The organism is Agromyces bauzanensis, assembly GCF_014645655.1.
Classification (GTDB): Bacteria; Actinomycetota; Actinomycetes; order Actinomycetales; family Microbacteriaceae; genus Agromyces; species Agromyces bauzanensis.
This window is the reverse complement of the sequence record NZ_BMMD01000005.1, coordinates 17,497-43,240: the sequence shown is the minus strand read 5'-3', so window position 1 is coordinate 43,240 and position 25,744 is coordinate 17,497. Positions and strand designations below refer to the sequence as shown.

26 protein-coding genes, 1 tRNA gene and 1 pseudogene are annotated in these 25,744 nt (G+C 71.0%); 16 read left to right on the top strand and 12 right to left on the bottom strand.

Annotated features, from left to right (window positions below):
* Window positions 1-25 precede the first annotated feature (25 nt).
* Window positions 26-487 (bottom strand): hypothetical protein, encoded by a 462-nt coding sequence (locus IEX31_RS05995; RefSeq protein ID WP_188742538.1) that lies wholly within the window; start codon window positions 485-487, stop codon window positions 26-28.
* Between the two features lie 160 nt (window positions 488-647).
* Here IEX31_RS05995 and IEX31_RS05990 point away from each other — a divergent pair, with 160 nt between their 5' ends.
* The 5 genes and pseudogenes from IEX31_RS05990 to IEX31_RS19510 all read left to right on the top strand — a co-directional run.
* The gene (locus tag IEX31_RS05990; RefSeq protein ID WP_188742537.1) at window positions 648-1,130 is read left to right on the top strand and encodes a CarD family transcriptional regulator; all 483 of its coding nucleotides are present in this window, start codon (window positions 648-650) and stop codon (window positions 1,128-1,130) included.
* Window positions 1,131-1,188: 58 nt separating this feature from the next.
* A complete protein-coding gene (gene ispD / locus IEX31_RS05985) occupies window positions 1,189-2,397 on the top strand; it encodes a 2-C-methyl-D-erythritol 4-phosphate cytidylyltransferase (RefSeq protein ID WP_188742536.1) in 1,209 nt (402 codons plus the stop codon).
* A gap of 42 nt (window positions 2,398-2,439) precedes the next feature.
* A complete protein-coding gene (gene cysS / locus IEX31_RS05980; RefSeq protein WP_188742535.1) occupies window positions 2,440-3,873 on the top strand; it encodes a cysteine--tRNA ligase in 1,434 nt (477 codons plus the stop codon).
* Window positions 3,870-4,913 (top strand): 23S rRNA (guanosine(2251)-2'-O)-methyltransferase RlmB, encoded by a 1,044-nt coding sequence (gene rlmB, locus IEX31_RS05975; protein ID WP_188742534.1) that lies wholly within the window; start codon window positions 3,870-3,872, stop codon window positions 4,911-4,913. The genes cysS and rlmB overlap by 4 nt, the downstream gene beginning before the upstream one ends.
* Window positions 4,914-4,949: 36 nt before the next feature.
* Window positions 4,950-5,273, top strand: a pseudogene (locus tag IEX31_RS19510) (GIY-YIG nuclease family protein); the annotation flags it as partial.
* On the opposite strand, the gene IEX31_RS05965 reads toward IEX31_RS19510, so the two are convergent.
* Window positions 5,182-6,501, bottom strand: a complete 1,320-nt coding sequence (locus IEX31_RS05965) for a DUF4032 domain-containing protein (RefSeq protein ID WP_188742533.1) — start codon at window positions 6,499-6,501, stop codon at window positions 5,182-5,184. The pseudogene IEX31_RS19510 and the gene IEX31_RS05965 sit on opposite strands and share 92 nt — an antisense overlap.
* A gap of 97 nt (window positions 6,502-6,598) precedes the next feature.
* Window positions 6,599-7,699, bottom strand: coding sequence for an ABC transporter ATP-binding protein (locus IEX31_RS05960; protein WP_188742532.1), 1,101 nt, complete (start codon window positions 7,697-7,699; stop codon window positions 6,599-6,601).
* 213 nt (window positions 7,700-7,912) lie between these two features.
* Here IEX31_RS05960 and IEX31_RS05955 point away from each other — a divergent pair, with 213 nt between their 5' ends.
* Both IEX31_RS05955 and IEX31_RS05950 read left to right on the top strand, forming a co-directional pair.
* The gene (locus IEX31_RS05955) at window positions 7,913-8,854 is read left to right on the top strand and encodes a DsbA family protein (protein WP_188742531.1); all 942 of its coding nucleotides are present in this window, start codon (window positions 7,913-7,915) and stop codon (window positions 8,852-8,854) included.
* Between the two features lie 94 nt (window positions 8,855-8,948).
* Window positions 8,949-9,021, top strand: a tRNA-Thr gene (locus IEX31_RS05950).
* A gap of 91 nt (window positions 9,022-9,112) precedes the next feature.
* Here IEX31_RS05950 and IEX31_RS05945 read toward each other — a convergent pair.
* Window positions 9,113-9,667: a nitroreductase family protein gene (locus IEX31_RS05945; protein WP_188742530.1), complete on the bottom strand. Its 555-nt coding sequence runs from the start codon at window positions 9,665-9,667 to the stop codon at window positions 9,113-9,115.
* A gap of 3 nt (window positions 9,668-9,670) precedes the next feature.
* Window positions 9,671-10,072, bottom strand: coding sequence for a peptide-methionine (R)-S-oxide reductase MsrB (gene msrB, locus IEX31_RS05940; protein WP_188742529.1), 402 nt, complete (start codon window positions 10,070-10,072; stop codon window positions 9,671-9,673).
* A 189-nt stretch (window positions 10,073-10,261) separates the two neighbouring features.
* Between msrB and IEX31_RS05935 the strand changes: the two genes are divergently transcribed.
* The 5 genes from IEX31_RS05935 (at window position 10,262) to groL (ending at window position 14,509) form a co-directional block, all read left to right on the top strand.
* On the top strand, window positions 10,262-10,558 hold the full coding sequence (locus IEX31_RS05935; protein WP_188742528.1) for a DUF3263 domain-containing protein: 297 nt from the start codon (window positions 10,262-10,264) through the stop codon (window positions 10,556-10,558).
* A gap of 27 nt (window positions 10,559-10,585) precedes the next feature.
* Window positions 10,586-11,134 carry a LytR C-terminal domain-containing protein gene (locus tag IEX31_RS05930; RefSeq protein ID WP_188742527.1) on the top strand — a complete coding sequence of 183 codons (549 nt, stop codon included), beginning with the start codon at window positions 10,586-10,588 and terminating at the stop codon, window positions 11,132-11,134.
* A 209-nt stretch (window positions 11,135-11,343) separates the two neighbouring features.
* A complete protein-coding gene (locus tag IEX31_RS05925) occupies window positions 11,344-11,547 on the top strand; it encodes a cold-shock protein (protein ID WP_136708612.1) in 204 nt (67 codons plus the stop codon).
* Between the two features lie 138 nt (window positions 11,548-11,685).
* Window positions 11,686-12,732, top strand: coding sequence for a DUF3048 domain-containing protein (locus tag IEX31_RS05920; RefSeq protein WP_188742526.1), 1,047 nt, complete (start codon window positions 11,686-11,688; stop codon window positions 12,730-12,732).
* A 154-nt stretch (window positions 12,733-12,886) separates the two neighbouring features.
* Window positions 12,887-14,509, top strand: coding sequence for a chaperonin GroEL (gene groL / locus IEX31_RS05915; protein ID WP_188742525.1), 1,623 nt, complete (start codon window positions 12,887-12,889; stop codon window positions 14,507-14,509).
* A gap of 197 nt (window positions 14,510-14,706) precedes the next feature.
* On the opposite strand, the gene IEX31_RS05910 is transcribed toward groL, so the two are convergent.
* The 4 genes from IEX31_RS05910 to IEX31_RS05895 form a co-directional block, all read right to left on the bottom strand.
* Window positions 14,707-14,997 carry a WXG100 family type VII secretion target gene (locus IEX31_RS05910; RefSeq protein ID WP_188742524.1) on the bottom strand — a complete coding sequence of 97 codons (291 nt, stop codon included), beginning with the start codon at window positions 14,995-14,997 and terminating at the stop codon, window positions 14,707-14,709.
* Window positions 14,998-15,117: 120 nt separating this feature from the next.
* Complete coding sequence (locus IEX31_RS05905; protein ID WP_188742523.1) at window positions 15,118-16,932, bottom strand: sensor histidine kinase; 1,815 nt, start codon at window positions 16,930-16,932, stop codon at window positions 15,118-15,120.
* Window positions 16,933-16,963: 31 nt separating this feature from the next.
* Window positions 16,964-17,656, bottom strand: coding sequence for a response regulator transcription factor (locus IEX31_RS05900; protein ID WP_188742522.1), 693 nt, complete (start codon window positions 17,654-17,656; stop codon window positions 16,964-16,966).
* 30 nt (window positions 17,657-17,686) lie between these two features.
* Window positions 17,687-18,379: a helix-turn-helix transcriptional regulator gene (locus IEX31_RS05895; protein WP_188742521.1), complete on the bottom strand. Its 693-nt coding sequence runs from the start codon at window positions 18,377-18,379 to the stop codon at window positions 17,687-17,689.
* Window positions 18,380-18,464: 85 nt separating this feature from the next.
* Between IEX31_RS05895 and folE the strand changes: the two genes are divergently transcribed.
* The 4 genes from folE to IEX31_RS05875 are packed head-to-tail and all read left to right on the top strand — an operon-like array spanning window position 18,465 to window position 21,989.
* A complete protein-coding gene (gene folE / locus IEX31_RS05890; RefSeq protein WP_188742520.1) occupies window positions 18,465-19,148 on the top strand; it encodes a GTP cyclohydrolase I in 684 nt (227 codons plus the stop codon).
* Between the two features lie 11 nt (window positions 19,149-19,159).
* Window positions 19,160-20,404, top strand: coding sequence for an NAD(P)/FAD-dependent oxidoreductase (locus IEX31_RS05885; protein WP_188742519.1), 1,245 nt, complete (start codon window positions 19,160-19,162; stop codon window positions 20,402-20,404).
* A complete protein-coding gene (gene folP, locus IEX31_RS05880) occupies window positions 20,401-21,276 on the top strand; it encodes a dihydropteroate synthase (RefSeq protein WP_188742518.1) in 876 nt (291 codons plus the stop codon). Before IEX31_RS05885 ends, folP begins: the two co-directional genes overlap by 4 nt.
* A complete protein-coding gene (locus IEX31_RS05875; protein ID WP_188742517.1) occupies window positions 21,273-21,989 on the top strand; it encodes a pyrimidine reductase family protein in 717 nt (238 codons plus the stop codon). Before folP ends, IEX31_RS05875 begins: the two co-directional genes overlap by 4 nt.
* Here the strand turns inward: IEX31_RS05875 and IEX31_RS05870 are convergent.
* Genes IEX31_RS05870 through IEX31_RS05860 form a run of 3 tightly spaced genes read right to left on the bottom strand, consistent with a single transcriptional unit; the run spans window position 21,971 to window position 25,697 of the window.
* Window positions 21,971-23,104, bottom strand: a complete 1,134-nt coding sequence (locus IEX31_RS05870; protein WP_188742516.1) for an ABC transporter ATP-binding protein — start codon at window positions 23,102-23,104, stop codon at window positions 21,971-21,973. The two genes, IEX31_RS05875 and IEX31_RS05870, sit on opposite strands and share 19 nt — an antisense overlap.
* Window positions 23,101-24,648: an ABC transporter permease gene (locus tag IEX31_RS05865; RefSeq protein WP_188742515.1), complete on the bottom strand. Its 1,548-nt coding sequence runs from the start codon at window positions 24,646-24,648 to the stop codon at window positions 23,101-23,103. Before IEX31_RS05865 ends, IEX31_RS05870 begins: the two co-directional genes overlap by 4 nt.
* A 20-nt stretch (window positions 24,649-24,668) precedes the next feature.
* Window positions 24,669-25,697 (bottom strand): iron ABC transporter substrate-binding protein, encoded by a 1,029-nt coding sequence (locus IEX31_RS05860; protein WP_188742514.1) that lies wholly within the window; start codon window positions 25,695-25,697, stop codon window positions 24,669-24,671.
* Window positions 25,698-25,744: the final 47 nt, after the last annotated feature.

Here is a 25,744-nt window from a genome sequence, read left to right as displayed (position 1 = left end):
TAGCGGCGGAGCCGCGTGTCGAGACCTACGGGGCGAGGTCGGCGTACTCGGGCAGGCGCGCGTCGAGCACCGGGACGAGCTTCTCGACGCCTTCGGCGTCGCCGTACTGGAAGTACATCGGGATGAGCCCGCCGACCTCCGCGTCGATTCCCTCGAGCACGACGGGCTCCTCGACCGCGGAACCGAGAACCAGGGTCTGGCCGGCCGGGACCGGAACCTCGACGATGTCGCCGCCGTCGCCGAACTGGACGCCGAGCGTCGCACTGCGCTCGCCCCGGTTCACCACGGTCATCACGAGCGTGCCGTCTTCGCCGTCCTCGCTGACGACGAGGATGTTCCGCAGGTCGAGGTCGCCGAGTCCGGCCGAGACGCCGTCGCTCGGGTCGTACTTCGCCGTGGTCGCCTGGTAGGTGATCATCGAGCAGCCGCTCGCACCCACGGCGAGACCAAGGGCAAGAGCAGCGGATGCCGCGAGACGCGCCTTCACAGAACCTCCAAGTGCCAGCGTGCGCACGAACTGAAGCGTTCCCGCGCAAGGGAATCGATCCGAGTGTAGCCTACCGAGAGGACGCGTCAGGTGAGGGGTGGCGAACCTTAGCACGAACCGGAATGTGATATCCTGAAAGTTGCCGAAAGGACATTCATTCATGCTTTTTGAGGTTGGCGAAACCGTCGTTTACCCCCACCACGGAGCCGCAACGATCACCGAGGTGAAGAAACGGATCATCAAGGGTGAAGAGAAGCTCTACCTCAAGCTGAACGTCACGCAGGGCGACCTCGTCATCGAGGTGCCGGCCGAGAACGTCGACCTCGTCGGCGTCCGTGACGTCATCGGCAAGGAAGGTCTCGACAAGGTCTTCGAGGTGCTGCGCGCTCCCTTCACCGAAGAGCCCACGAACTGGTCTCGTCGCTACAAGGCGAACCTCGAGAAGCTCGCCTCCGGCGACGTGATCAAGGTCTCCGAGGTCGTCCGCGACCTGTGGCGCCGCGACCAGGACCGCGGTCTCTCTGCCGGCGAGAAGCGCATGCTCGCCAAGGCCCGCCAGATCCTGATCTCCGAGCTCGCGCTCGCGGAGAAGACCGACGAGGAGCGGGCCTCCACGGTGCTCGACGAGGTGCTCGCCTCCTAGGTTCGGTGGTCGAGTAGCGGCGAAGGCCGCGTGCCGATACCCGCGATACGCTCGACACATGAGCGCGTCAAGGGTCGCCGTCATCGTCGTCGCCGCGGGCAGCGGCTCGCGTCTCGGGCATGCTGAGCCGAAGGCGTTCGTGCCACTCGGCAGCGACACGATCCTCGGCGTCGCACTGGATGCCGCGCTCGGCATGCGGGAGACGCCACACGTGATCGTCGTGGTGCCGGCCGACCGCGTCGACGAGACGCGAGCCCGGTACGGCCCCGTCGCGGACGCGGCATCCGCACCGTTCGAGGCGGTCGCGGGCGGCGCGACTCGGCAGGAGTCGGTGGCCCGTGGCCTCGCCGCGCTCCCGCAGCAGGTCGCCGTCGTACTCGTGCACGATGCCGCGAGGCCGCTCACGCCGTCGGTCGTCTTCGACGAGGTCGTGGCTGCCGTGCGCTCACGTGGCCACGGCGTGGTACCGGCGCTCGATGTCGCCGACACCATCAAGCGGGTCGGCGAGCACGGCCGGGTGCTCGAGACGGTCGAACGCTCGGAACTCGTGGCGGTGCAGACCCCGCAAGGGTTTCCGCGGCGCGCGCTCGATGCCGCGTACGCCGCCGCGACGACGGAGTTCACGGATGACGCGGCGCTCGCGGCATCCGCTGATATGACCGTCGACGTGGTGCCGGGCGACGCGCGTTCGTTCAAGGTGACCCTGCCGGCCGACCTGCGGCGGGCCGAGGCGATGGTCGCCGAGCGGGAGGCCGCGCGCGGCGCTCGGCCCGACGGAGTCCGGGGGCCGATCGCGCCGCGCATCGGCACGGGCATCGACGTGCACGCCTTCGCCGACGATCCCAGCGCGCCGCTCTGGCTGGCGGGCCTGCACTGGCCGGGCGAGCACGGCCTCTCGGGCCACAGCGACGGCGACGCGGCGAGTCACGCTGTCTGCGACGCCCTGCTCGCCGCTGCGGGACTCGGCGACGTGGGCGCAGTGTTCGGCATAGGCGGACCGCGCTTCGAGGGAGCGCACGGCGAGGTGTTCCTCGCCGAGACCGTGCGGCGCGTGCGCGAGGCGGGCTTCGTCGTCGGCAACGTCACAGTGCAGGTCGTCGGCAACCGGCCGAAGCTCGCGCCCCGACGGGCCGAGGCCGAGGCGTACCTCTCGAGGATCGTCGGCGCACCCGTGAGCGTGACGGCGACCACGAGCGACGCGCTCGGCTTCGCGGGCCGCGGCGAGGGTGTCGCCGCGATCGCGACGGCCCTCGTCCTGCCCGCTTGAGCCCTCCCGTCACGCGTCATGCGCCGCCGGTAGTCTTGCAGGGTGACCGTGCGACTCTACGATTCGAAGGCCCAGGCCCTGCGTGCCTTCGTGCCCCTCCGCGAGGGGCACGTCGGCATGTACGTCTGCGGACCCACGGTGCAGTCGAGCCCGCACATCGGACACCTTCGCAGTGCACTCGTCTACGACATCATGCGTCGCTGGTTCGCCTACCGAGGAAGCGAGGTGACGTTCGTGCGCAACGTCACCGACATCGACGACAAGATCCTCGCGGCGTCCGAGGACTTCGACGGCGATGGCAAGGTCGAGGAGTGGTGGGCGCTCGCCTACCGGGTCGAGCTCGAGTTCACGTCGGCATATCGCCTCCTCGGCATCCTCGCCCCGACCTACGAGCCGCGCGCGACGGCGAGCGTGCAGCAGATGCAGCACATCATCGGCCGACTCATCGATCGCGGTCACGCCTATCAGGCTCCCGACGGATCGGGCGACGTGTACTTCGACACGGGCAGCTGGCCGGCCTACGGGGGGCTCACCCGCCAGTCGCGCGAGAACATGGAGGCCGCGGCCGACGCCGACCCGCGCGGCAAGCGCGACCCGCGCGACTTCGCCCTGTGGAAGGGCCACAAGGAGACGGAGCCCGCGTCGGCGAGCTGGGCCTCGCCGTGGGGCGACGGCCGCCCGGGCTGGCATATCGAGTGCTCCGCCATGGCCACGCGCTACCTTGGCCCCGAGTTCGACATCCACGGCGGCGGGCTCGACCTGCGCTTCCCTCACCATGAGAACGAACTGGCGCAGTCGACCGCGGCCGGCGACGGATATGCGCGCTACTGGGTGCACAACGGGCTCGTGAACGTGGGCGGGCAGAAGATGTCGAAGTCCCTCGCCAACTCCGTGTACGCGAGCGAGCTCCTCGAGCTCGCGTCGCCGCTCGCCGTGCGCTATGTGCTGGGCGCGGCGCACTACCGCTCGACGCTCGACTACTCGCCGACGTCGCTCGCCGAGGCCGAGGCCGCGGTCGACCGCATCCGTTCGTTCCTCACGCGCGTCGAGCGCCGGCTCGCCGGCACGCGGTACGTGGGCGTCGGCAGCCCGCTCATCCCCGACGCGTTCGCCGAGGCGATGGACGACGACCTCGGGGTGCCGCAGGCGCTCGCCGTGCTGCACGACACCGTACGCGCGGGCAACCAGGCGCTCGACGCCGAGGACCTGCACGAGGCGGCCGTGCTGCACGGCCAGGCCGTGGCGATGGTCGAGGTGCTCGGTATCGACCCGCGCGATCCGCACTGGGACGCGCCCGAGGCCGGTCCGGCGTTCTCCGCGCTCGATGCGCTCGTCACCCGCCTCATCGAGGACCGGCAAGCCGCGCGGGACGCCAGGGACTTCGCTGCGGCCGACCGGATCCGCGCCGAGCTGGCGGCAGCGGGCATCACCATCGAAGACAGCCAGACCGGCACGCATTGGAGCTTGGGATCATGAAGGGCAGCAGCAAGCCGCGCGCCGGAGCCGTGCGCAAGGCGAAGGGCAAGCAGGTCGGTTCGGGCGGCCAGGGCCGTCAGGCGCTCGAGGGCAAGGGCCCCACGCCCAAGGCCGAGGACCGCGCCTGGCACCCCGCGGGCAAGCGCAAGGCCGCCGAGGAGCGGTACCGCGCTTCGGGCGGCAAGGGCAGGGCACCCGGGAAGGTGGCCGGGCAGGGCCAGCGCGCCGGGGCCCCGCGCGGGGCATCCGGTGCCGCGCGACGCGCGAAGTCGGGCGACGAATCCGAGATCGTGACGGGTCGGAACTCGGTGGTCGAGGCGCTTCGCGCCCGCATTCCGGCCGCGACGCTCTACGTGGCCGCCCGGGTCGAGATGGACGACCGCGTCAAGGAGGCGATGAAGCTCGCCACGAATCGCGGCATCCCGATCCTCGAGGTGATGCGGCCCGAGCTCGATCGTCTCGCCGGTGAGGGCGGCGTGCACCAGGGCCTCGCCCTCAAGGTGCCCCCGTACGAGTACTCGCACCCGATCGAGGTGCTCGACCGCGTGCTCGCGCGCGACGAGACACCCTTGTTCGTCGCGCTCGACGGCATCACCGACCCCCGCAACCTCGGTGCGATCCTGCGCTCGACGGCCGCCTTCGGCGGGCAGGCCGTGATCGTGCCGCAGCGCCGCTCGGTGGGCGTGAACTCCGCCGCGTGGAAGACGTCGGCCGGCGCGGCGGCGAGGGTGCCGGTGGCGATGGCGCCGAACCTGACGCAGACGCTCAAGGCCCTGAAGGAGCGCGGCGTGTTCGTGCTCGGGCTCGACGGCGGCGGCGACGTGACGCTTCCCGGGCTCTCGTGGGCCGACCGTCCGATCGTGATCGTTGTCGGCAGCGAGGGCAAGGGGCTGTCGCGCCTCGTCGCCGAGACCTGCGACGCCATCGTGTCGATTCCGATCAGCGCGTCGACGGAGTCCCTCAACGCGGGCATCGCGGCATCCGTCACCCTCTATGAGATCTCGAAGCTGCGGGCGGCCGCGGAGGCCGGCGCGTGGTAGCGACGAAGGAGCGTATCGAGACCCCAACACGACGCGGGAGACGGCGCCGCGTATGCTCGCTTTCGGCGTCCAGTTCGGCTGATCCACGTTGAGGAGTTCGAACGAATCGACGACGCGTCCGCTCGTGAGAAGCAGATCCAGAACTGGAGCCGCGCCAAGCGGTTCGCGCTCGCAAGCGGCGATGAGACCGTGCTCAGGGCGGTGAGTCGGAAGCGACGTACGGGGGTCTCGGTACGCTCCTTCATCGCCACCCGACCACCGGGGGCGGTCAGACCTTCAGGCGCCAGTCGTTCTCGTCGTCGGGATCGACCACGGCGATCGCGGACGTTTCGGTGGCGAGGACGTCGATGGCCGTCGTGATGGCGCCGGTCCCGGGGCCGATCACGGTCGCCTCGTCGCGGCGATGCCGCAGCACGGTGTTGACGTACGACGAGACGGCCTCGGCGAGCGGGATGTCGTGCCCGGCCTGCTGTGCCATGAACCAACGGTGCTCGAGCAGCTGGTGGAACACCTCGGCGGGCTCGAGCTTTCCGCGCAACTCGATCGGGATGGCCCGTACGACCGGCTCGAACACGCGCATGAGCCACTCGTGGGCGACCATCTCCTCGTCGAGGTCCGACTTGCCGTAGGACGCACGGTACGAGTCGAGGTCGTTGAGCAGGCGCCTGGCCTGGTTCTCGCCCGCATCGAGGCCCGTGAGCCGGAGCAGTCGACGCTGGTGGTGGCCGGCGTCCACGACCTTCGGCTGGATGCGCACGGTCGTGCCCGAGTCATCCGTCTTGATCGCGAGCTCCTCGATGTCGAATCCCAGGTCGTTGAGACGATTGACCCGCTCGTTGATGCGCCATCGCTCCGCCGACGAGAACGACTCGGAGCCGGTGAGCTCCGTCCACAGGCTGCGGTACGCCTCGACGATGCCGTTCGAGATGTTCACGGGGTCGAGTTCATCGGCCACGCGGCCGCCGGCCTCCAGGTCCAGGAGCTCCCCGGCGATGTTCACTCGCGCGATCTCAAGGTCGTTCTCCCGCTGGCCGTTCGAGAGGCCACCCTCGTAGAGCTTGCCGGTCTCGGCGTCGACGAGGTAGGCAGCGAACGCGCCCGCGTCGCGACGGAACAGGGTGTTCGAGAGCGACACGTCGCCCCAGAAGAATCCGACGATGTGCAGTCGCACGAGCAGCACCGCGAGCGCGTCCACGAGACGGGTCGCAGTGTCGGGCCGAAGGGTCTGCGAGAACAGCGCGCGGTACGGCAGCGAGAACCGCAGGTGCCGGGTGACGAGCACGGGCTTCAGGGCCTCGCCCTCGGCATCCGTCCGGTTGGTGATGACGGCGACGGGCTCGACGCACGGGATCTCGAGACGCTGCAACATGCGGAGCAGCTCGTACTCGCCCTTGGCCATCTCGGCCGTCGTCTCCTTGATGGCGACCACGTGACCGGCGAGGTGGGCGAAGCGCACCAGGTGCCGGGAGATGCCCTTCGGCAGCGCCGCGATGGTCTCGTTCGGCCACGATTCGAGGGGCAGGTCCCACGGGAGGTCGAGCAGGGCAGGGTCGGCCATGGCCGAGGTGATCGAAAGAGAGCCGCTCATCGTGGTTCAGCGTAGCCGTGGTTCGCAGGTCGTGGCGGAGAACGGCGGTGCCGGCCGGGCCGAAGCCCGACCGGCACCAGCGATCACCGTAACGGAATCAGATCGCCACTGCCTTGTCGCTCAGCCGCTCGCCCGACTCGGCATCGAAGAGGTGCACGTGGTTCGGCGTGGCCGTGAGGTACACGGTCTCGCCGGCGTTCGGGTGCAGGCGGCCGTCGACGCGGGCGACGATGTCGGTGCGCTTGCCTTCGACGGTGGAGTGGCCGTAGAGGTAGCCGTCGGCGCCAAGCTCCTCGACGAGGTCGACCTCGACCGCGAGGCCCTCGCCCTCGTGGGGCGACACCGTGATGTCCTCGGGACGCACGCCGATCGTCGCGATGGTACTGCTCGTGTCCGCGAGGATCTCGCGGTCGACCGGCACGGTCGCGGTGCCGAACTTCACGCCGCCCTCGACGAGGTCGGCGTGGAAGAGGTTCATGGCCGGCGAGCCGATGAATCCGGCGACGAACACGTTGTCCGGCTTCTCGTACAGGTCGCGCGGGGTGCCCACCTGTTGCAGCACGCCGTCCTTCAGCACCGCGATGCGGTCGCCCATGGTGAGTGCCTCGATCTGGTCGTGCGTGACGTAGACCGTGGTGACGCCGAGGCGGCGCTGCAGCGACGCGATCTGGGTGCGGGTCTGCACGCGCAGCTTCGCGTCGAGGTTCGACAGCGGCTCGTCCATGAGGAACACCTGCGGCTGTCGCACGATCGCCCGGCCCATGGCGACGCGCTGGCGCTGGCCGCCCGAGAGCGCCTTCGGCTTGCGGCTGAGGTAGGGTTCGAGGTCGAGGAGCTTGGCGGCCTCGAGCACGCGCGCGGCGCGCTCCTCCTTGCCGACGCCCGCGATCTTGAGCGCGAAGCCCATGTTCTCGGCGACGGTCATGTGCGGGTAGAGCGCGTAGTTCTGGAAGACCATGGCGATGTCGCGGTCTTTCGGGGGCACATCGGTGACGTTGCGGTCGCCGATGAAGATGTTGCCCTCGTTGACCTCCTCGAGGCCGGCGAGCATGCGGAGCGACGTGGACTTACCGCAGCCCGACGGGCCGACCAGGACGAGGAACTCGCCGTCGTTGATCTCGAGGTCGAGCTTGTCGACAGCGGGGCGGGTGCCCCCCGGGTAGAGGCGGGTGGCCTTGTCGAACGTGACTGATGCCATGATCGTGCTTCTCCTTCACCGGCAGGTACGTGCCGGACGATCCGTAGTGAATGGAATGCGTCGACAACGGCGTCGACGCCCCTTCAGTATGCCACGCGGCGGGGGCCGCAGCATGCGGCTCCTGCTTGGGTGATTCACAGGCACAGTTCCTACTATCGTTGGTGCGTTCGCGTGCATACGCGCGCGCCCCCACAGCGACCGGAGTGACCATCGATGACCTACGGCGGTTCGAACCAGCCACGTCCCACCCGAAATGAACGCAGGGAGGCCGCCCGGGAGAAGGCCCGCGCGCTCCGCGAGGAGCAGAAGAAGCGGGAGCGCCGCAACAGGTTCCTCATCCAGGGCGGCGTGATCGTGGCGGTACTGGCGATCGCGGCCGTCGTCGTCACGCTCATCGTGCAGAACAACCAGCCGGCGGGTCCGGGCCCGCGGAACATGGCGAGCGATGGCATCCTGCTCATCGCCGGTGACGACGGCGGCATCACAGCCGTCGAGACGCCGGCGCTGGCGGCCGAGGGCACGCCGACGCCGACGGTGCCCGACGAGAGCGGCACCGTGGCGAACATCGTCGTCTACGTCGACTACCTGTGCCCCTTCTGCGGCCAGTTCGAGGCGACCAACTCCGAGAGCATCCGCACGATGGTGGAGGAGGGCGCCGCGACGCTCGAGGTGCACCCGATTTCGATCCTCACGAACAAGTCGGCGGGTACCCAGTACTCGCTGCGCGCCGCCAACGCCGCCGCCTGCGTGGCCGACGCGTCGCCCGACTCGTTCTTCGAGTTCAACGCGATCCTCTTCGCGAACCAGCCCGAGGAGGGCACCGAGGGCCTCACGAATGACGACCTCAAGGGGCTCGCCGCCGAGGCGGGCGTGTCGAGTCGGTCGACCATCGAGCAGTGCATCGACGACGTGCAGTTCAAGGCGTGGGTGCAGGATGCCACGAACCGCGCCCTCACCGAGCCCGTGCCGAACTCCGACCTGCCGTCGATCACCGGAACCCCTACCGTGCTCGTGAACGGCCGGCAGTACTCCGGCTCCCTCCAGGACCCGGCGGAGTTCCAGTCGTTCGTCCTGCAGGCCACCAGCGCGACGTTCAACGACTCCGGGTCGACCCCGACCCCGACCCCGACCCCGACTCCGACGCCCGCGCAGTAGGTGCGCAACAGCGGATCCGATCGATGACGACGGTCCGGCCCAGTGCCGGGGCCGTCGTTCGGTCGGTAGGATGTTCGCGAGGTGCAGACCTCAGGCCGGCTTGGCGCAATTGGTAGCGCACCGCTCTTGTAAAGCGGTGGTTGCGGGTTCGAGTCCCGCAGCCGGCTCCCGACCGAGAATTCCGAGACCGAGAATTCCGAGACGGATGCCGCGGCGGCGGCTCGGGCACGCTGCATCCGCCGGTCGAGCGACCGGGGGCTAGTCGAGCGTGGTGAGACGCGTGGTCGCGAGCCGATCGGTCCGCCTTTCGACGCGGCCGCCAGCCGGGACTCCGCCCACGTAGAGCCACCCGAGCAGGCGTTCGTTCGGCGTGAGGCCGTGCATCTCGGCGACGAGCGGATGCCTCGTGTGCGGCCCCGAACGCCACATCACGCCCCAGCCCGCCTCGTCGAGCAGGAGGCTGAGCACGTGGGCGACACCCGCCGCCGACGCCTCCTGCTCCCACTCGGGGACCTTGGGGTGCCCGGGCGTCACCGCGGCGACGATCGCGACGAGGAGCGGGGCGCGGAGGGGCTTCGCGGCGAGCTTCGCGGCGGCGTCGCCCTCGGAGCCGGCCGCCGTCGCGAGCGCCTGGCCCAGTCGCTCACGGGCGGCACCGCGGAGTGCGATGACCCGCCAGGGGCGCAGCGACGCGTGGTCGGCGACGCGCGCCGCGCCCTCGAGGAGCGTCCTGAGGGCCGCGTCATCCGGTGCGGAATCGGTCACCTTGGGCGACGACCGCCTCGCGAGCGAGGCCTCCAGAGCGGAGGCCACGGCTCAGGACTCCGCGGTGAAGTCGAGGGCGATCGAGTTCATGCAGTACCGGTCGCCCGTGGGCGTGCCGAACCCGTCTGGGAAGACGTGGCCGAGGTGCGAGCCGCATGCGGCGCACCGAACCTCGGTGCGGACCATGCCGAGCGAGGTGTCCTCGATGAGCTCGACGGCCTCGGGTCGCACCGATTCGTAGAAGCTCGGCCAGCCGCAGCCGGAGTCGAACTTGGTGCCGCTCTTGAAGAGCTCGGCTCCGCATGCGGCGCAGGCGTAGACGCCGGCGCGCTCCTCGTCGAGGAGTTCGCCCGACCATGGACGCTCGGTCGTGGCATCCCTGAGCACCGCGTACCGCTCCTCACCGAGCTCGGCGCGCCACTCCTCGTCCGTCTTGATCACGCGATACGCCATGGGCGCTCCTTCCGATCGTGTGCGGGCCCCACCGACCATGCTCGCAGGTCTTCGCCCGCACCATGCAACGCGTGACGGATGCGCCATGTTCCGCCTCGCCTCACACGCCGCCGCCCTCGACGTCCTCACGGCGGCGAGTCCCTAGGATGTGCAACAGGCGGAGACCCGCCGCCAGGACGGGGAGGATGCATGAGCGCCGAGCCGATGCCCGCCCGTGGCGACGACGGCGGACTCGACGAGCGCTCGATGCACGTGCTGGAGTTCGAGGCCGGGGCATGGCAGCATCCGGGCCCGAAGGCCGACGCGATCCGCGAGGAGTTCGGCATCTCGGCCGCCCGGTACTATCGGATCCTCGGTGAACTCATCGATTCGCCGGCAGCGCTCCGACACGACCCCATGCTCGTCAAGCGCCTGCAGCGGATGCGCGAGGCGCGCGCGGTTGCGCGCGCGCGTCGCTCCCTCTTGATCGGCCGTCCGCTCGACTGAGCACGGCCCCGACCCCCGACTGGACCCATGGCGCAGAAGTTCCCCCGCGATCGATTCGATTCCATCCCGCACGGCATCGAGCGGGTTGGCGCGCACCGGGCGCCGGCCCGACGCGGCGCGCGCTGGGTGGCGTTCGGCTGGGCGACGCTCGCGACGCTGGTGCTCGTCGCCGTGGGCATCGGCGGAGTGGTCGTCCTCAACGACCGCCTGGAGTTCGGCGACCCCGGCACGGCCGCCGCGCCTTCGCCGACGCCGGTCGTCACCGCGCCGCCGACGATCGCGCCCGACATCCCGGTCACGGTGCTGAACGGAACCGCGACCTCGGGCCTCGCCGCACGGGCCGGCGAGGCGCTCGCCGCGGCGGGCATCCCCGTCGGCACGACCGCGAACGCGGACACCAGCGACCTCCCCGAGACGGTCGTCTACTACGCGACGCCCGACCTCGAGGGTGCCGCTCGCGGTGTTGCCCAGGCGGTGCCCGAGGCCGACGTGCGACTCTCGGAACAGTTCGCCGAGATCGGAACCCCGCTCGTGCTCGTGGTGGGCTCCGACTACGCCACGGCCACGGGCGGCTGAAACCCGCCGAATCGTTGCCATTCTGCGACCATTTCGTGCGTGCTCGCTCTTGTGCCGCCGTATCTCGTCGTTGTTATCTGGGGTTGGTCGCTCGATCCCGTGTGGAAAGCCCGGCGCCGCGCGCGGCGCCCGGTCGGCACGATCCGAGGGGGCCCGGTACAGGCGAGAGGCACGTGCTGATCTGCACAACGGCAACATGGGAGCAACGCATGGCGAACGGAACCGTCAAGTGGTTCAACGCTGAAAAGGGCTACGGGTTCATCACCGTCGACGGCGGGGGTCAGGACGTCTTCGTCCACTACTCCGCCATCGACATGGCGGGCTACAAGGTGCTCGAGGAGGGCCAGCAGGTCGTCTTCGAGGTCGGCACCGGCTCGAAGGGGCCGCAGGCCGAGGCCGTCCGCCCCGCCTGACCTTCGCGCTCGAGCGCGTCGCCGGTGCTCCGGTGGCGCGTCCGCCGTCCCGACGTAGGGGGGCCGCCGGCGGCAGGGAACGGATGACCCGATGGCGCGTCGATGGCGCGCGCCCGGGTGCCGTCGTACCATGACGCCATGGGGAGCGCGGCCGGTACGGCCCGTGCGTGGGGGATGCCGCTCGTCGCGGTCGTGGCATCCGCCTTCCTGCTGTCCGCGTGCGCCCAAGTGCCGGTCGACGTCCTCCTGCCGCCGAAGCCGACCCGACCGGTGGGTGACGGCGGTCCGCCGACCGCGGTGGCGTTCGCACCGCTGCGCGGCACGCCCGCCGATGCCGCGGGGCTGCGGCATCCGTCGCTCGCCGTGAAGATCGACAACCACCCGGGCGCTCGGCCGCAGCTCGCCCTGAACCGCAGTGACATCGTGTTCGAGGAACTCGTCGAGGGCGGGCTCACGCGGTACCTCGTGGTCTGGCACTCCGACGTGCCCGAGGCAGTCGGCCCGGTGCGCTCCATCCGGCCCATGGACCCGGCCATCGTCTCGCCGTTCGGCGGCGTCATCGCGTACTCGGGCGGCCAGGAGTACTTCGTCGACCTCATGAAGGCGACCTCGCTCGTGAACCTCGTGTTCGATGAGGACGACACCGGACTGTTCGAGCGCGCCGCCGACCGGCCCGGACCGCACGACGTGATCCTCGACGCCACCGAGGCGGTGGGCCGCAATGCGGAACTGCCGCCGCCGCCGGTGCAGTTCGCCTTCGGCAGCGGTGACCCGCTCGCCTCGCCGGCCCTCGCTGCCGCCTCGACGACGCATCTGGCGCTCGCCTTCTCCGAGGGTGGGTCGCGCTCGTGGGACTTCGATGCGGGGGCGTCCGCGTGGCTTCGCTCGCAGGATGGCGAGCCCGACCTGGAGGCCTCGGGTGAGCGGGTGCGCGCCACGAACGTGGTCACCCTGCGCGTCGGCGTCGACTGGCCGTTCGGGGAGGTGCCGCTCACGATCCTGGTCGGCTCGGGCGAGGCGTGGGTGTCGGTGGCAGGGCGGACCGCCCACGGCACCTGGTCGAAGGACGCCGAGGCGTCGCCCATCGTGCTCACCGCCGACGACGGCAGCGTGCTGCGTCTCGCCCCGGGCAACACGTGGGTCGAGCTCGTGCCGCTCGAGGGGTCGGTCGCGTTCGCGCCGTGAGGCGGGCGGCCTCGGCGGCGGGCGGCGGCCCCGGGGCATCCGGTCTCGCTTGCACTCGTGCCGGTAGAGTGCCAGAATCGTCTTAGCACTCACTCGTTTTGAGTGCTAAACCAACGAATCTTTGAATACGTCCGGGAAAGGACGAGAAACACACATGGCAAAGATCATTGCTTTTGACGAGGAGGCCCGCCGCGGCCTCGAGCGTGGCCTCAACCAGCTCGCCGACGCCGTGAAGGTGACCCTCGGCCCGCGCGGTCGCAACGTCGTGCTCGAGAAGAAGTGGGGCGCCCCCACCATCACGAACGACGGCGTGTCGATCGCCAAGGAGATCGAGCTCGACGACCCGTACGAGAAGATCGGCGCCGAGCTCGTCAAGGAGGTCGCGAAGAAGACCGATGACGTCGCCGGTGACGGCACCACCACGTCGGTCGTGCTCGCCCAGGCGCTCGTGCGCGAGGGGCTTCGCAACGTCGCCGCCGGCGCCGATCCCATCCTCCTCAAGCGCGGCATCGAGAAGGCCGTCGCGGCGGTCACCGCGGAGCTGCTCGCTGCGGCGAAGGAGATCGAGACCAAGGAGGAGATCGCGGCCACCGCCTCGATCTCCGCCGCAGACCCCGAGATCGGCGCGATCATCGCCGAGGCGATCGACAAGGTCGGCAAGGAGGGTGTCGTCACCGTCGAGGAGTCGAACACCTTCGGCACCGAGCTCGAGCTCACCGAGGGCATGCGCTTCGACAAGGGCTACCTGTCGGCGTACTTCGTCACGGACCCCGAGCGCCAGGAGGCGGTCTTCGAGGACCCGTACATCCTCATCGTCAACGGCAAGGTCTCGAACATCAAGGACCTGCTTCCCATCGTCGACAAGGTGATCCAGACGGGCAAGCAGCTCCTCATCATCGCCGAGGACGTCGAGGGAGAGGCGCTCGCGACGCTCATCGTCAACAAGATCCGCGGCATCTTCAAGTCGGTCGCGGTCAAGGCCCCGGGCTTCGGCGACCGTCGCAAGGCGCAGCTGCAGGACATCGCGATCCTCACCGGCGGACAGGTCATCTCCGAGGAGGTCGGCCTCAAGCTCGAGAACGTCACCCTCGACCTGCTCGGCCAGGCTCGCAAGGTCGTCATCACCAAGGACGAGACCACCATCGTCGAGGGCGCGGGCGACCCCGAGGCCATCGCCGGTCGCGTCGCGCAGATCCGTGCCGAGATCGAGAACACCGACTCGGACTACGACCGCGAGAAGCTCCAGGAGCGCCTCGCGAAGCTCGCTGGCGGCGTCGCCGTCATCAAGGCGGGTGCCGCGACCGAGGTCGAGCTCAAGGAGCGCAAGCACCGCATCGAGGACGCCGTGCGTAACGCGAAGGCCGCCGTCGAGGAGGGCATCGTCGCCGGTGGTGGCGTGGCCCTCATCCAGGCCGGCAAGAAGGCGTTCGCGAACCTCGAGCTCACGGGCGACGAGGCGACCGGTGCCAACATCGTGAAGGTCGCCATCGAGGCGCCGCTCAAGCAGATCGCCCTCAACGCGGGCCTCGAGCCGGGCGTCGTCGCGAACAAGGTCTCCGAGCTGCCCGACGGTCACGGCCTCAACGCCGCGACCGGCGAGTACGGCGACCTCATCGCCCAGGGCATCATCGACCCGGCGAAGGTCACGCGCTCGGCGCTGCAGAACGCCGCGTCGATCGCCGGCCTCTTCCTCACCACCGAGGCCGTCGTCGCCGACAAGCCCGAGAAGGTCGCGGCTCCGGCAGCCGGTGACATGGGCGGCGGCATGGACTTCTAGTCCGCACCTCACCACGCGCGAAGGGCGCCTCCTCCGGGAGGCGCCCTTCGTCGTCGGTGCGCCACACGTCTCTCTGCCTGCGCGCCGTTTCTGCGGCCTCTGCGCCACCACTGCTGGCGCAGACGACCTACAAGTGGCGCAGCGGCGTGCGGCGGGTGAGTATGCGAGTGGGTCGTTGCGCGGACGCGACACCTCGGTCAGCGCAGGAACAGCCGCGCGTTCGCCTGCTCGGCCTCGGCGTACTGGGTGGCGGCGATGCCGAGCGCATGGTTCAGGTGGGCGAGGCTCTGCTCGACGTGCAGTTGGGTGGCCCGCCAATCGGACACGGCGCCCTGGAACGCCGTGGCGGCCTGGCCAGACCAGGAGGATTGCAGCCCGGTGAGCTGGCCGAGGAGCGAGGCCACCTCGGCCTGGATGCGGCCGATCGTGCCCTGCACGGTCTGGGTGGCGGCGGACACCTGTGCGGCGTCGACGTGATAGGTGGTCATGGGGTTTCCCTTCGCTCGAGTGGTGCGCGCCACGCTACGACGAACGATGCGCATGGCGAGCCCGGACCGGGGCGCAGGGAGTGGCATCCGGTCGCGGATGCCTCGTGAGGACGAGTCGGCTCAGCCCTGCGTGACCGGCTGTGGGGCCGCCGCCGACCCCGCGAGCGGCAGCGAGACGCGGAACGTGGCACCGCCACCGGGCGTCTCGACCACGTCGACCGTGCCGTTGTGGGCCGCGACGATCGACGAGACGATGGCCAGCCCGAGGCCCGAGCCACCCGTCTCGCGCGTGCGCGACGTGTCGGCGCGCCAGAAGCGCTGGAAGATCTTCTCCCGGATCTGGGGGGCGATGCCCTCGCCGTGGTCGACGACCTCGATCATCGCGCGCTCGGCGGGATCGTCGACCGACACGCGGATCTCGAGCGGGCTGCCGTCGGTCGTGAAGCGGATCGCGTTCGCCATGAGGTTCGTGATGACCTGGCGGATCTTGTTCTCCTCGGCGAGCACGACCGCACGCCGCACGGGCACCGTCACGGGCGCCTTCGGCTCGGGTGCCGACGGAGCCGGTGCGACGGTCGTCGCGGCAGTCTCGGCCGACGAGCCGCGGTTGCGCGAGCCGCCCGACCGCTTCGAGGCACCGGATGCCCCGGCGCCGGCCTTCTGGCCCGATCCGCGCCGGCCCCCTCCGCCGCCCGCGCCCTCGCCCCGTGGGCTGCGCCCCCGGAGCCGCGCGAGCGTCGCGCCGGCGAACGACATGGCCCCGGTCACCGGCCGCTCGGGTTCGAGCTCGACTTCGACGTCGGCCGGCCGTTCGCCCGCGGCATCCGCCGTGCCGGGCTCCTCGGGGGCGATGACGGTGACGACTCTCCCGGGGTTCGCAGCCATGGCGTCGAGGGCGGCGTCGCGGGCGAGGGGCACGAGGTCGACCTCGGCCAGCTCGAGAGGCTTGGCCTCGTCGAGCCGGGCGAGGGCCAGCAGGTCCTCCACGAGGCCGCCCATGCGGATGGCCTCCTTCTCGATGCGGTCCATCGCCTGCGCCACCTCGTCGGGTGTCTGCAAGGCGCCCATGCGGTAGAGCTCGGCGTAGCCGCGCACCGAGACGAGCGGGGTGCGGAGTTCGTGGGAGGCGTCGCCGACGAATCGGCGCATCTGCTCGATCGTGCGGGCGCGGTCGCGGAAGGCCCGGTCGATGCGGTTCAGCATGGTGTTGAGGGAGCGGTTGAGCCGGCCGACCTCGGTGTTCGGCGTCGCGCCGCCGAGACGCTGGCCGAAGTCGCCGTCGGCGATCGCGGCCGCGGTGCGCTCGACTTCGCGGAGCGGCGTGAACGTCGTCGTCACGAGCATCCGAGTGAGCAGGGCGCCCACGAGCACGACGCCGAGTCCGAATCCGAAGAAGATGGTGAGGTACACCGCGAGGAGCCGCTCGGTGTCCTTCGAGGAGATCGCGATGATGATGGGCGCGTAGTTGCCGTGGTTGTCGGCCGGCATGAGGGCGGTCACCGCACGGTAGGTCTGCGCACCGCTCGAGTCGTCGAGCTGGATGACGGTGAACTCGCCCGGGTTGAGCTCCGTGACCTCGGCCTGGGTGAGCGTGCGGGGGATGCGCGGGGTGTCGCGGTCGGTCGTCGCCCAGTTGTTGCCGACGTACTCGCCCGACGGCCGGTAGACCGCGACGAAGACGTCCTCCGAGTCGGCGAAGTCGCGCCCGTAGAGGTCGGCCGAACGGCCTTCGTCCTGCTCGAAGTACTTGGTCAGGTCGCCCGTCGCGATGGTGTCGAGCTTCGACGCCATCTGCTCCTCGACGTAGGAGCGCAGCATGGCCGCGGTGCCGATGCCCGAGACGAGCAGGCCGAGGGTGAGCATCAGCACCGTCACGCCGGTGATCTTGGTGCGCAGTGAGATGCGGTTCCACCGCTCGGAAATCGTCTGATGCATGGCGGGCCGAGTCTAGGCGGCGAAGCCTGAGTCAGGGCTTGGAGGACTTCAGCATGTACCCGAATCCTCGCTTGGTCTGGATGAGCGGCTCGGTGGAGTGCTGGTCGAGTTTGCGGCGCAGGTACGAGATGTAGCTCTCGACGATGCCCGCGTCGCCGTTGAAGTCGTACTCCCACACGTGGTCGAGGATCTGCGCCTTGGAGAGCACCCGGTTGGGGTTCAGCATGAGGTAGCGCAGGAGCTTGAACTCGGTGGGGGAGAGCTCGACGGGCACATCGCCCACGAGCACCTCGTGCGTGTCCTGGTCCATCGTGAGCTCGCCGGTGCGGACGACGGCATCCTCCTCGGCGTGCATGGTGCGCCGGAGGATCGCCTTGATGCGCGCGACGATCTCGTCGAGGCTGAACGGCTTCGTGACGTAGTCGTCGCCGCCGACGGTGAGGCCGGTGATCTTGTCTTCCGTGTCGTCCTTGGCGGTGAGGAAGAGGATCGGCGCGGTGTAGCCGGCGGAGCGCAGGCGCTTCGTCACCCCGAAGCCGTTCATGTCGGGCAGCATGACGTCGAGGATGATGAGATCGGGCTCCTCTTCGAGCACGGCCGAGATGGTCTGGGCGCCGTTGCCGACGGCGCGCACCGCGAATCCCGCGAACCGCAGGCTGGTGGTGAGAAGGTCGCGGATGTTGGGCTCGTCGTCGACGATGAGAATGCGTGGTCCGTCGCTCATGCGAACGATTATCTGCGCGTTGGCTGAAACCTAGCTGGGAACTCGTTGGACAGGCGTGGGCGGGCCGATGCGCACGCAGCACCGGCCGGCTCCCGGATCGAGCCGGACCCGGTCGGGGTCGTCGCCGACCGCCTGCGCCATGCCGCAGACCAGTGCGTGGTTGAGCGCGCAGACGATCGCAGGGTTCTCGCGGGCGAGGCCGTGGAAGGGGCAGGTGCCGAGCACCAGGTCGGGTCCGTCGGCCATCGGCTCCATGCCGAGGCGGGCGAGCGCCTCGTCGAGATCGGCGGATGCGCCGGCGAGCCGTGCCCCGGTCGTCGCCGCCACGACGCGCATCGAGTCCATCACGGGTGCTTCCCCGTCTGCGGCATCGGCGATCGCCCCGGCCATGATGCGCCCGGCCACCTCGTAGAGGCGACGCGGCAGCTGCACCGCGAGGTCGGCGTCGGTGCGCCGGTACACCTTGGCGGGCCGGCCCTGCCCCGGGCCGATGCGTTCGCCGAGCCGGCGGAACTCCACGTCGAGCAGCCCTTCGGCGGCGAGCCGGTTGAGGTGGAATGCGGCCGTCGAGCGCGGGATGCCGAGCGTCGTGGCGACGGCGTCGTGGCCGAGTGGCTCGAGGCTGCGGGCCACGACCTCGTACGCGCGTCGGCGCAGCGGATCGGCGAGCGCCGAGACCGCGCTCAGCCGCTGCTCGAAGCTCACTCCGTCATCGGATGCCATGAGCCGATCATAGCTCTAAAAACAACATTCATTGACAAAAGAACAGGGCGGGCCTAGCGTCGAGATCGACGGAAGGGTGTACGGCATGACCTCGATCGAACTCGCCGAGCCGGGTGCGGCCAGGGCCCACCTGCATGCGGTCGCACCCGATACGTCCGCCCACTCGATCGAGCGCGCCGCCGTGGCACCCGGCGAGACCGTCGAGCCCGTCGACCGGGCACGCGCCACGGCGGCCGTGGCCGAGCTTCTCACGGCGCTCGGCCGCGACATCCGCTCGCCGCACCTCGCCGAGACGCCGCGCCGGGTCGCCGACTCGTTCATCGAGCTGCTGACCCCGCGCCCGTTCGAGGCCACGACGTTCCCGAACGACGAGGGGTACGACGACCTCATCGTCGTGGCCGGAATCCCGTTCGACTCGCTCTGCGAGCATCACCTGCTGCCGTTCAGCGGCACGGCGCACGTGGGCTACGTGCCGGGCGCGCGGCTCCTCGGCCTGTCGAAGTTCGCGAGGGTCGTCGAACGTTTCGCCCGCGACCTGCAGGTGCAGGAGCGGCTCACCCGGCAGGTTGCCGGGTGGATCGAGGCCGAGCTCGCCCCGGCCGGTGTCGGGGTCGTGCTCGAGGCCGAACACCTCTGCATGTCGGTGCGAGGCGTGCAGGCGCGGGGCACGCGAACGGTCACGAGCTCGTTCGTGGGCGTCGTCCGCGACGACGGGCGCACGCGACGCGAGTTCCTCGCGCGGTGCGGCCTGCGCGGGATCATGGAGTGAGGTGGATGGACATGCCCGAGCAGGACGCGATCGTCATCATCGGCGGCGGGCTCGCCGGTGCGCGGGCGGCCGAGGGCGCACGCGACGCGGGCCACGACGGACCGCTCGTCATCGTGGCGGGCGAGGCCGCGCTGCCCTACATCCGACCGCCGCTCTCGAAGGAGTTCCTGGCGGGTGACGCCGGGCGCGACTCCATCGACGTGCACCCTGCCGAGTGGTACGAGGAGCGGCGCGTCGACGTGCTGCTCGGGCGACGCGCGGCGCGGCTCGACCCGTCGGCGCACGCGATCGAGCTCGACGACGGCAGGGCGCTGCGGTACCGGCGCGCCCTCCTCGCGACGGGCGCGTCGCCCCGCCGCTTCGGCGGGCCGGGCGCCGACCTCGCGGGGGTGCACCTGCTGCGCACCGTCGAGGACTCGGTCGCCCTTCGCGACGCGCTGCGAGCCGGTAGGCGAGACGTCGTGGTCATCGGTGCAGGCTGGATCGGCCTCGAGGTCGCCGCGGCGGCGCGCGGCTACGGTAACGACGTCACGGTGCTCGGCCTCGAGACCGTGCCGCTGAACGTCGCCATCGGCGACGACGCCGGCTCGGTCTTCGCCGCCCTCCACCGCGAACACGGCGTCGACCTGCGCATGTCCACGAGCGTCGCGGGCATCCGCGGCGAGGGCGGCCGGGTCACGGGCGTCGAGCTCGAGGGCGGCGACGTGGTGCCCGCCGACGTCGTGGTGGTCGGCATCGGCGCGGTCCCCGAGACGGGGCTCGCCGAGGCCGCCGGCCTCGAGGTCGACCGCGGTGTGCTGACGGATGCCGCGTTCCGCACGAGCGCCGACGACGTGTACGCCGTCGGCGACGTCGCGAGCGTCTTCCATCCCGTGCTGCGGCAGCGCATCCGCATCGAGCACTGGGCCAACGCCGAGAACGCGGGAAGGGCCGCCGGGCGCTCGCTCGCAGGCGAGGCCGTCGAGTACGACGAGATCCCGTACTTTTACACCGACCAGTACGATCTGGGCATGGAATACTCCGGGTACGGCGTGCTCGCCGCGGGTGTCGTCCCGGTATTCCGCGGCGACCGCGACGCCCGTGAGTTCATCGCGTTCTGGCTCCGCGACGACCGCGTCGTCGCCGGCATGAACGTCAACGTGTGGGACGTCAACGACGCGGTGCAGCGACTCATCCGCTCGCGTGCCGTGGTCGATCCCCGGCGCCTCAGCGATCCGGCGGTGCCCCTCGAGGCACTCGCCGCTGCCGCCGGATGAGCGTGGTCTCGCCAGCCATGCGCCGGCGCATCGGACCGCGCGACTTCGACTTCTCGCGCCAGGTCGCCGTCATGGCGATCGTGAATCGCACGCCCGACTCGTTCTACGACCGGGGGCGCACCGACTCGCTCGGCGCGGCCGTCGCGGCGGCCCACCGTGCGATCGAGGAGGGCGCCGACTGGCTCGACATCGGCGGCGCGAGGTTCGCCCCGGGGCCGCCCGTGCCGGTGGCCGAGGAGCTGGACCGCGTGCTTCCGGTCGTCGCCGCGCTGGCCGGATCGGGCGCCGTGCTCTCGGTCGACACCTTCCACCCCGAGGTCGCGCACGAGGCGCTCGCGGCGGGCGCGCACGTCGTGAACGACACGACAGGCCTGCACGATCCCGCGATGGCCGACGTGGTGGCCGGGGCAGGGGCCACGGTCATCGTGACGCACAGTCTCGCCGCGCCGCGAACGCCATACCCGTCGCCCCGCTACGACGACGTCGTCGCCGACGTCGTGGCGTTCCTGGGCGAGCGCGCTGCTCTCGCCGAGGCCCGCGGCGTGGCATCCGATCGCATCATCGTCGACCCGGGCCACGATCTCAACAAGCACACGCTCGACTCGCTCGAGCTCACCCGCCGCCTCGACGAGGTCGTCGCGCTCGGCTACCCCACGCTCGTCGCCCTCTCGAACAAGGACTTCGTGGGCGAGAGCCTCGGCCGCCCTCGTGAGCAGCGCGTCGAGGGGTCGATCGCCGCCGCGGTGTACAGCGTCATTCGGGGTGCGCGTCTCGTGCGCGTCCACAATGTGCGCGAGACGGTCGACGCGGTGCGGATGCTCGGTGCGATCGAGGGGTGGCGCGCGCCCGTCGTCCTGGAGCACAACCGATGATCGCCGCGATCGGCCGCGAGGAGCTGCTGGCGGCGTACGCCATCGACGACCGGGCCACGCCGCGCGTGCGCATGAACTTCGTGATGAGCCTCGACGGCGCCGTCACCCTCGAGGGGCGCAGCGGCGGCCTCGGCGACGAGACCGATCGGCTGGCCATGGGGGTGCTGCGCACGCTCGCCGATGTGGTGGTCATCGGGGCGGGCACGGTGCGCGTCGAGGGCTACGGCGGCGTGCGCGTCGACGAGACGGATGCCGCGTGGCGCCGTGCGCACGGCCTCCCGAGCCAGCCCCGGGTCGCCGTGGTGTCCTCGCGCCTCGACCTCGGACCCGAGCACGCGTTCTTCGCGGGGGCCGCGGAGCGCCCGATCCTCGTGACGCACGCGTCCGCCCCGGCCGAGCGGCGCGCGGCGCTCGGCGAGGTGGCCGACGTGCTCACCGTCGGGTCCGAGGCCCTCGACGTCCGCGCCATGCTGGGCGCGCTCGCCGAGGCCGGGATGCCGCAGCTGCTCTGCGAGGGCGGCCCGCACCTGTTCGGTGCGCTCGTCGAGGAGGGCCTCGTCGACGAGCTGTGCCTGAGCCTCAGCCCGATGCTCGTGGGCGGCGACGCCGGACGCATGGTGCGCGGAGCGAGCGAGGCGGAGCGCCGCATGCGGCTCGTGCACGCGATCCCCGCGGGCGACCTGCTGCTGCTCCGCTACGCCCGGGCGGAGTAGGCGAGCACGCGACCCGCCACGCGCACGCCCACCCGGGAGCCGACTGGCAGGAGGCCCGCCGCGGTGACCCGCGCCCGGAGCCGCAGCTCGCCCGCGACGAGGGTGAGCATGGCGTCGTGGCCGGTGTAGCTGATGTCGACGACGGTCGCGGCGAACTCGTCGCGAGACTCGCCGGCTTCACGGCGCCGGCCGGACTCGCCGTCCGCGAGCGGCGACAGCGTGAGCTCCTCGGGGCGCACCAACACCTCGACGGGCGCTCCGTCGACGGGGACGTCGGCCAGAGACGTCGACGTCTGGTCATCGGACACCCAGTCGGCGGGGAGCCGGCCGAGCGTGCACGCCACCTCGTCGCCGTGCCAGGTGCCGGGCAGGAACACCGCGTCGCCGACGAATCCCGCGACCCACGGCGTCGCGGGCCGGCGGTAGACCTGCTCGGGCGTGTCGAGCTGGAGCACCTCGCCGCCGCGCATGACCGCGACGAGGTCGGCGATCGAGAGGGCCTCGGCCTGGTCGTGGGTCACGAGGATGCCCGTCACGCCCTCCTCGCGGAGGAGCTCCCGCACCGAGGTGCGCAGCTCCGCGCGGAGGATGGGGTCCAGCGCGCCGAACGGCTCGTCGAGCAGCACGACGTCGGGAGCGGAGGCGAGTGCTCGCACGAGCGCGACGCGCTGCGCCTGGCCGCCCGACAGCTGGGCCGGGAGGCGGTCGCCGAGCGCGCCGAGGCCCACGAGGTCGAGCAGCCGCCGCACGTCCGCGCCGCGCGCGGCGCGCCGCGCGCTCCGTGCCGAGCCGCGGGCGCTCGGAAGCCCGAAGGCCACGTTCTCGGCGACGGTGAGGTGGGGGAACAGCGCCGCGTCCTGCGGCACCCAGCCGATGCGGCGCTTCTCGGGCGCGAGGTGGATGCCGTGCGTCGTGACCATGCGCTGCCCGATGCGGATCTCGCCCGCGCGAGCGCGCACGAGCCCCGCGATGGTGCGCAGCAGCGTGGTCTTCCCGCAGCCGCTCGGGCCGACGATCGCGAGCAGTGCGCCGTCGGGCACGTCGAGGCTCACGGAGTGCAGCACGTCGGCGGCCTCGTAGCCGACCACGAGGTCGCGCACCTCGAGCCGACTCACGGCACGGCCTCGTCGAATTCACCCGTGCGCGCCCGCGAGAGCAGGAACGCCGGTATCGCGGCCACCATGAGCAGCACGACAGCATAGGGCGCGGCCGCGCCGTATGCCGAGACGTCGGTGCGCGACCAGAGCTCGGTCGCGAGCGTGTCGGTGCCGGTCGGACGCAGGAGGAGCGTCGCGGGCAGCTCCTTCATGGCCGTGACGGTGACCAGCAGGGCCGCGGCGGCGATGCCGGGCCGGGCGAGCCGCGCGGTCACGAACCACCACGTGCGGGTGCGGCCGTTGCCGAGCGTGCGGGACACGTCTTCGAGCGACGTGGGCACCTGTGCGGTCGCGCTGCGGATGCCGCCGATGGCCTTCGGCATGAACAGCACTCCGTAGGCGAAGGCGAGCACGAACGCGGTCTGGTAGAACACCGGCACCACGGCGAGCGAGAAGAACACGAGCGAAAGCCCGACCACGATGCCGGGCAGCCCGAGGGCGAGGTATCCCGTCGTCTCGACGGCGCGCACCACTCGCCCGCGGTAGCGGGCCGCGAGGATGCCGATGGGCAGTGCGAGCAGGATCGCCACGACGGCGCCGCTCGCCGAGAGCAGCACGGTGTTGGCGACCGCCGACCCGAGCTCCACGGCATCGACGGCCCGAAGCGTCTGCGCCTCGAAGAGCCGCACCACGAGCACGGTGACCGGCACCGCGACCGCGAGCGCGGGCGGCACGAGCAACAGCGCGAGGGCGGGCACCGTCCACCGTCGGAGGCGGACCCTCCGCTGCCGGGCCGGACCCGTGACGGCGCCGAACTGCCGGGCGGCCCGGCCCCGAGCCACCTGCTCGCCCACCACGACCGCCACGGCGAGCAGCACCAGGAGGGTCGCGAGGATCGCCGCATAGTCGCGGTTGAAGCTCGCTCCGTACGCCTGCTGGATGGCGGTGGTCAGCACCTGGTAGCGGAACAGGGCCACGCCGCCGAAGTCGCTCAGGGTGTAGAGGCAGACGAGCAGTGCGCCGGCGAGCACGGCGGGCCGGATCTGCGGCCAGGTGCCCAGCCGGAAGGCCGCGAGCGGACCGCGTCCGAGCGTGCGCGCCACGTCATCGAGTCCCGTCGTGCCGGCCCGCAGCGCGGCGGCGACGGGGAGTGTCACGTAGGGCACGGCGACGAGCGTGAGCACGAACCATGCCGCCCAGAAACCCTGCATCCACGGCAGCGCCGCGAGCCACCCGTAGGCCGCGAGGTATGACGGCACCGCGAGCGGCAGGGCCGCGAGCATGGTCCACACCGCCCGGCCGCGCAGCCGTGCACGGGCGAGCAGGAACGCGCTCGGAACGCCGATCGCGACGGTCGTGAGGGTGACGGATGCTGCGAGCAGCACCGTGTTCGCGATGAGCACCGGCACCCGGGGTCGCCCGAACACGGCGATGACTTCCTCGATCCCCGCAGCGCCGACGCGCACGAGCAGGTATGCGAGGGGGATCGCGGCGACGGCACACGCGACGACGGCCGCCGCGAGCAACGCTCGCGGCGGCCGCACCGCGCGCGTGTGGGACATCCGTCTCAGCTTACGGCGACCTACAGCAGGCCCGCGTCCGCGAGCAGCCGTTGCGTCTGCTCGAGGGACTCGAGGTCCGAGAGGTCGAGCTCGGGATTCACGAGGCTCTCGAGTGCGGGCAGGCCCTCGGGGGCGTCGATGCCCGGAACCAGCGGGTACTCGAACGTCTCCTCGACGAAGTATCGCTGTGCCGCCTCCGAGACGAGGTACTCGACGAAGGCGAGGGCGTCGGCGTCGCCCGCTGCGCCCTTCAGGATCGCCGCGCCGCTCACGTTCACGATGCCGCCGGGGTCGCCCGGGAGGAACTCGAGCTGGGCGCGCATGTTCTCCTCGCCGAGCTCGGCCGCGCGCTCGAACCAGTAGTAGTGGTTGATCAGCCCGATGTCGGCCTGTCCCGAGTTCACCAGGTCGAGCGTCGCCAGATTGTTGTCGGTGAGGATGGGATCGTTCGCGGCGATCGCGTTCACCCACTCGGCGGCGGCCGCTTCGCCCTCGAGCACGCGAAGCGCCGTGATGAACGACTGGAAGCTCGCATTGCCGGGCGCGAAGGCGACTCGACCACTCCACTCGGGCGCCGTCAGTGCATCCACCGTGTCGGGCACGGTCTCGCTCGTCAGGTCGTCGCCGTCGTAGGCGATGACCCGCGCGCGGCCCGTGACGCCGATCCAGCTGCCGTCGTCGGAGGTGAAGCCGGCCGGGATGAGGTCGGCGAGCTCGCCCGGCAGCGTCGACGTGAGCCCGGCGCTCGCGATGGAGCCGAGCGCGCCGGCGTCCTGCGAGAAGAACACGTCGGCGGGGGTCCGTTCGCCCTCCTCGAGGAGCAGCGCGTTGAGTTCGGGGCTCGTCGCGTAGCGCACGTCGACCTCGATGCCCGTGTCGTCGGTGAACTGCTCGATGAGCGGACCGATGAGCGACTCGTTCCGGCCGGCGTAGATCGTGAGGGTGCCCTCGCCGGTCGACCCCGATTCGGGGCTTGCGGTGCACGCCGTGAGGGTGAGGGCGATGGCAATGAACGCGCCGGCGGAGCGGGCGTGACGGGATGAGCGCATGGAGGTCGGTCTCCGAGAGTCGGGTGCGGGACCGCGTGCCGCGGCTT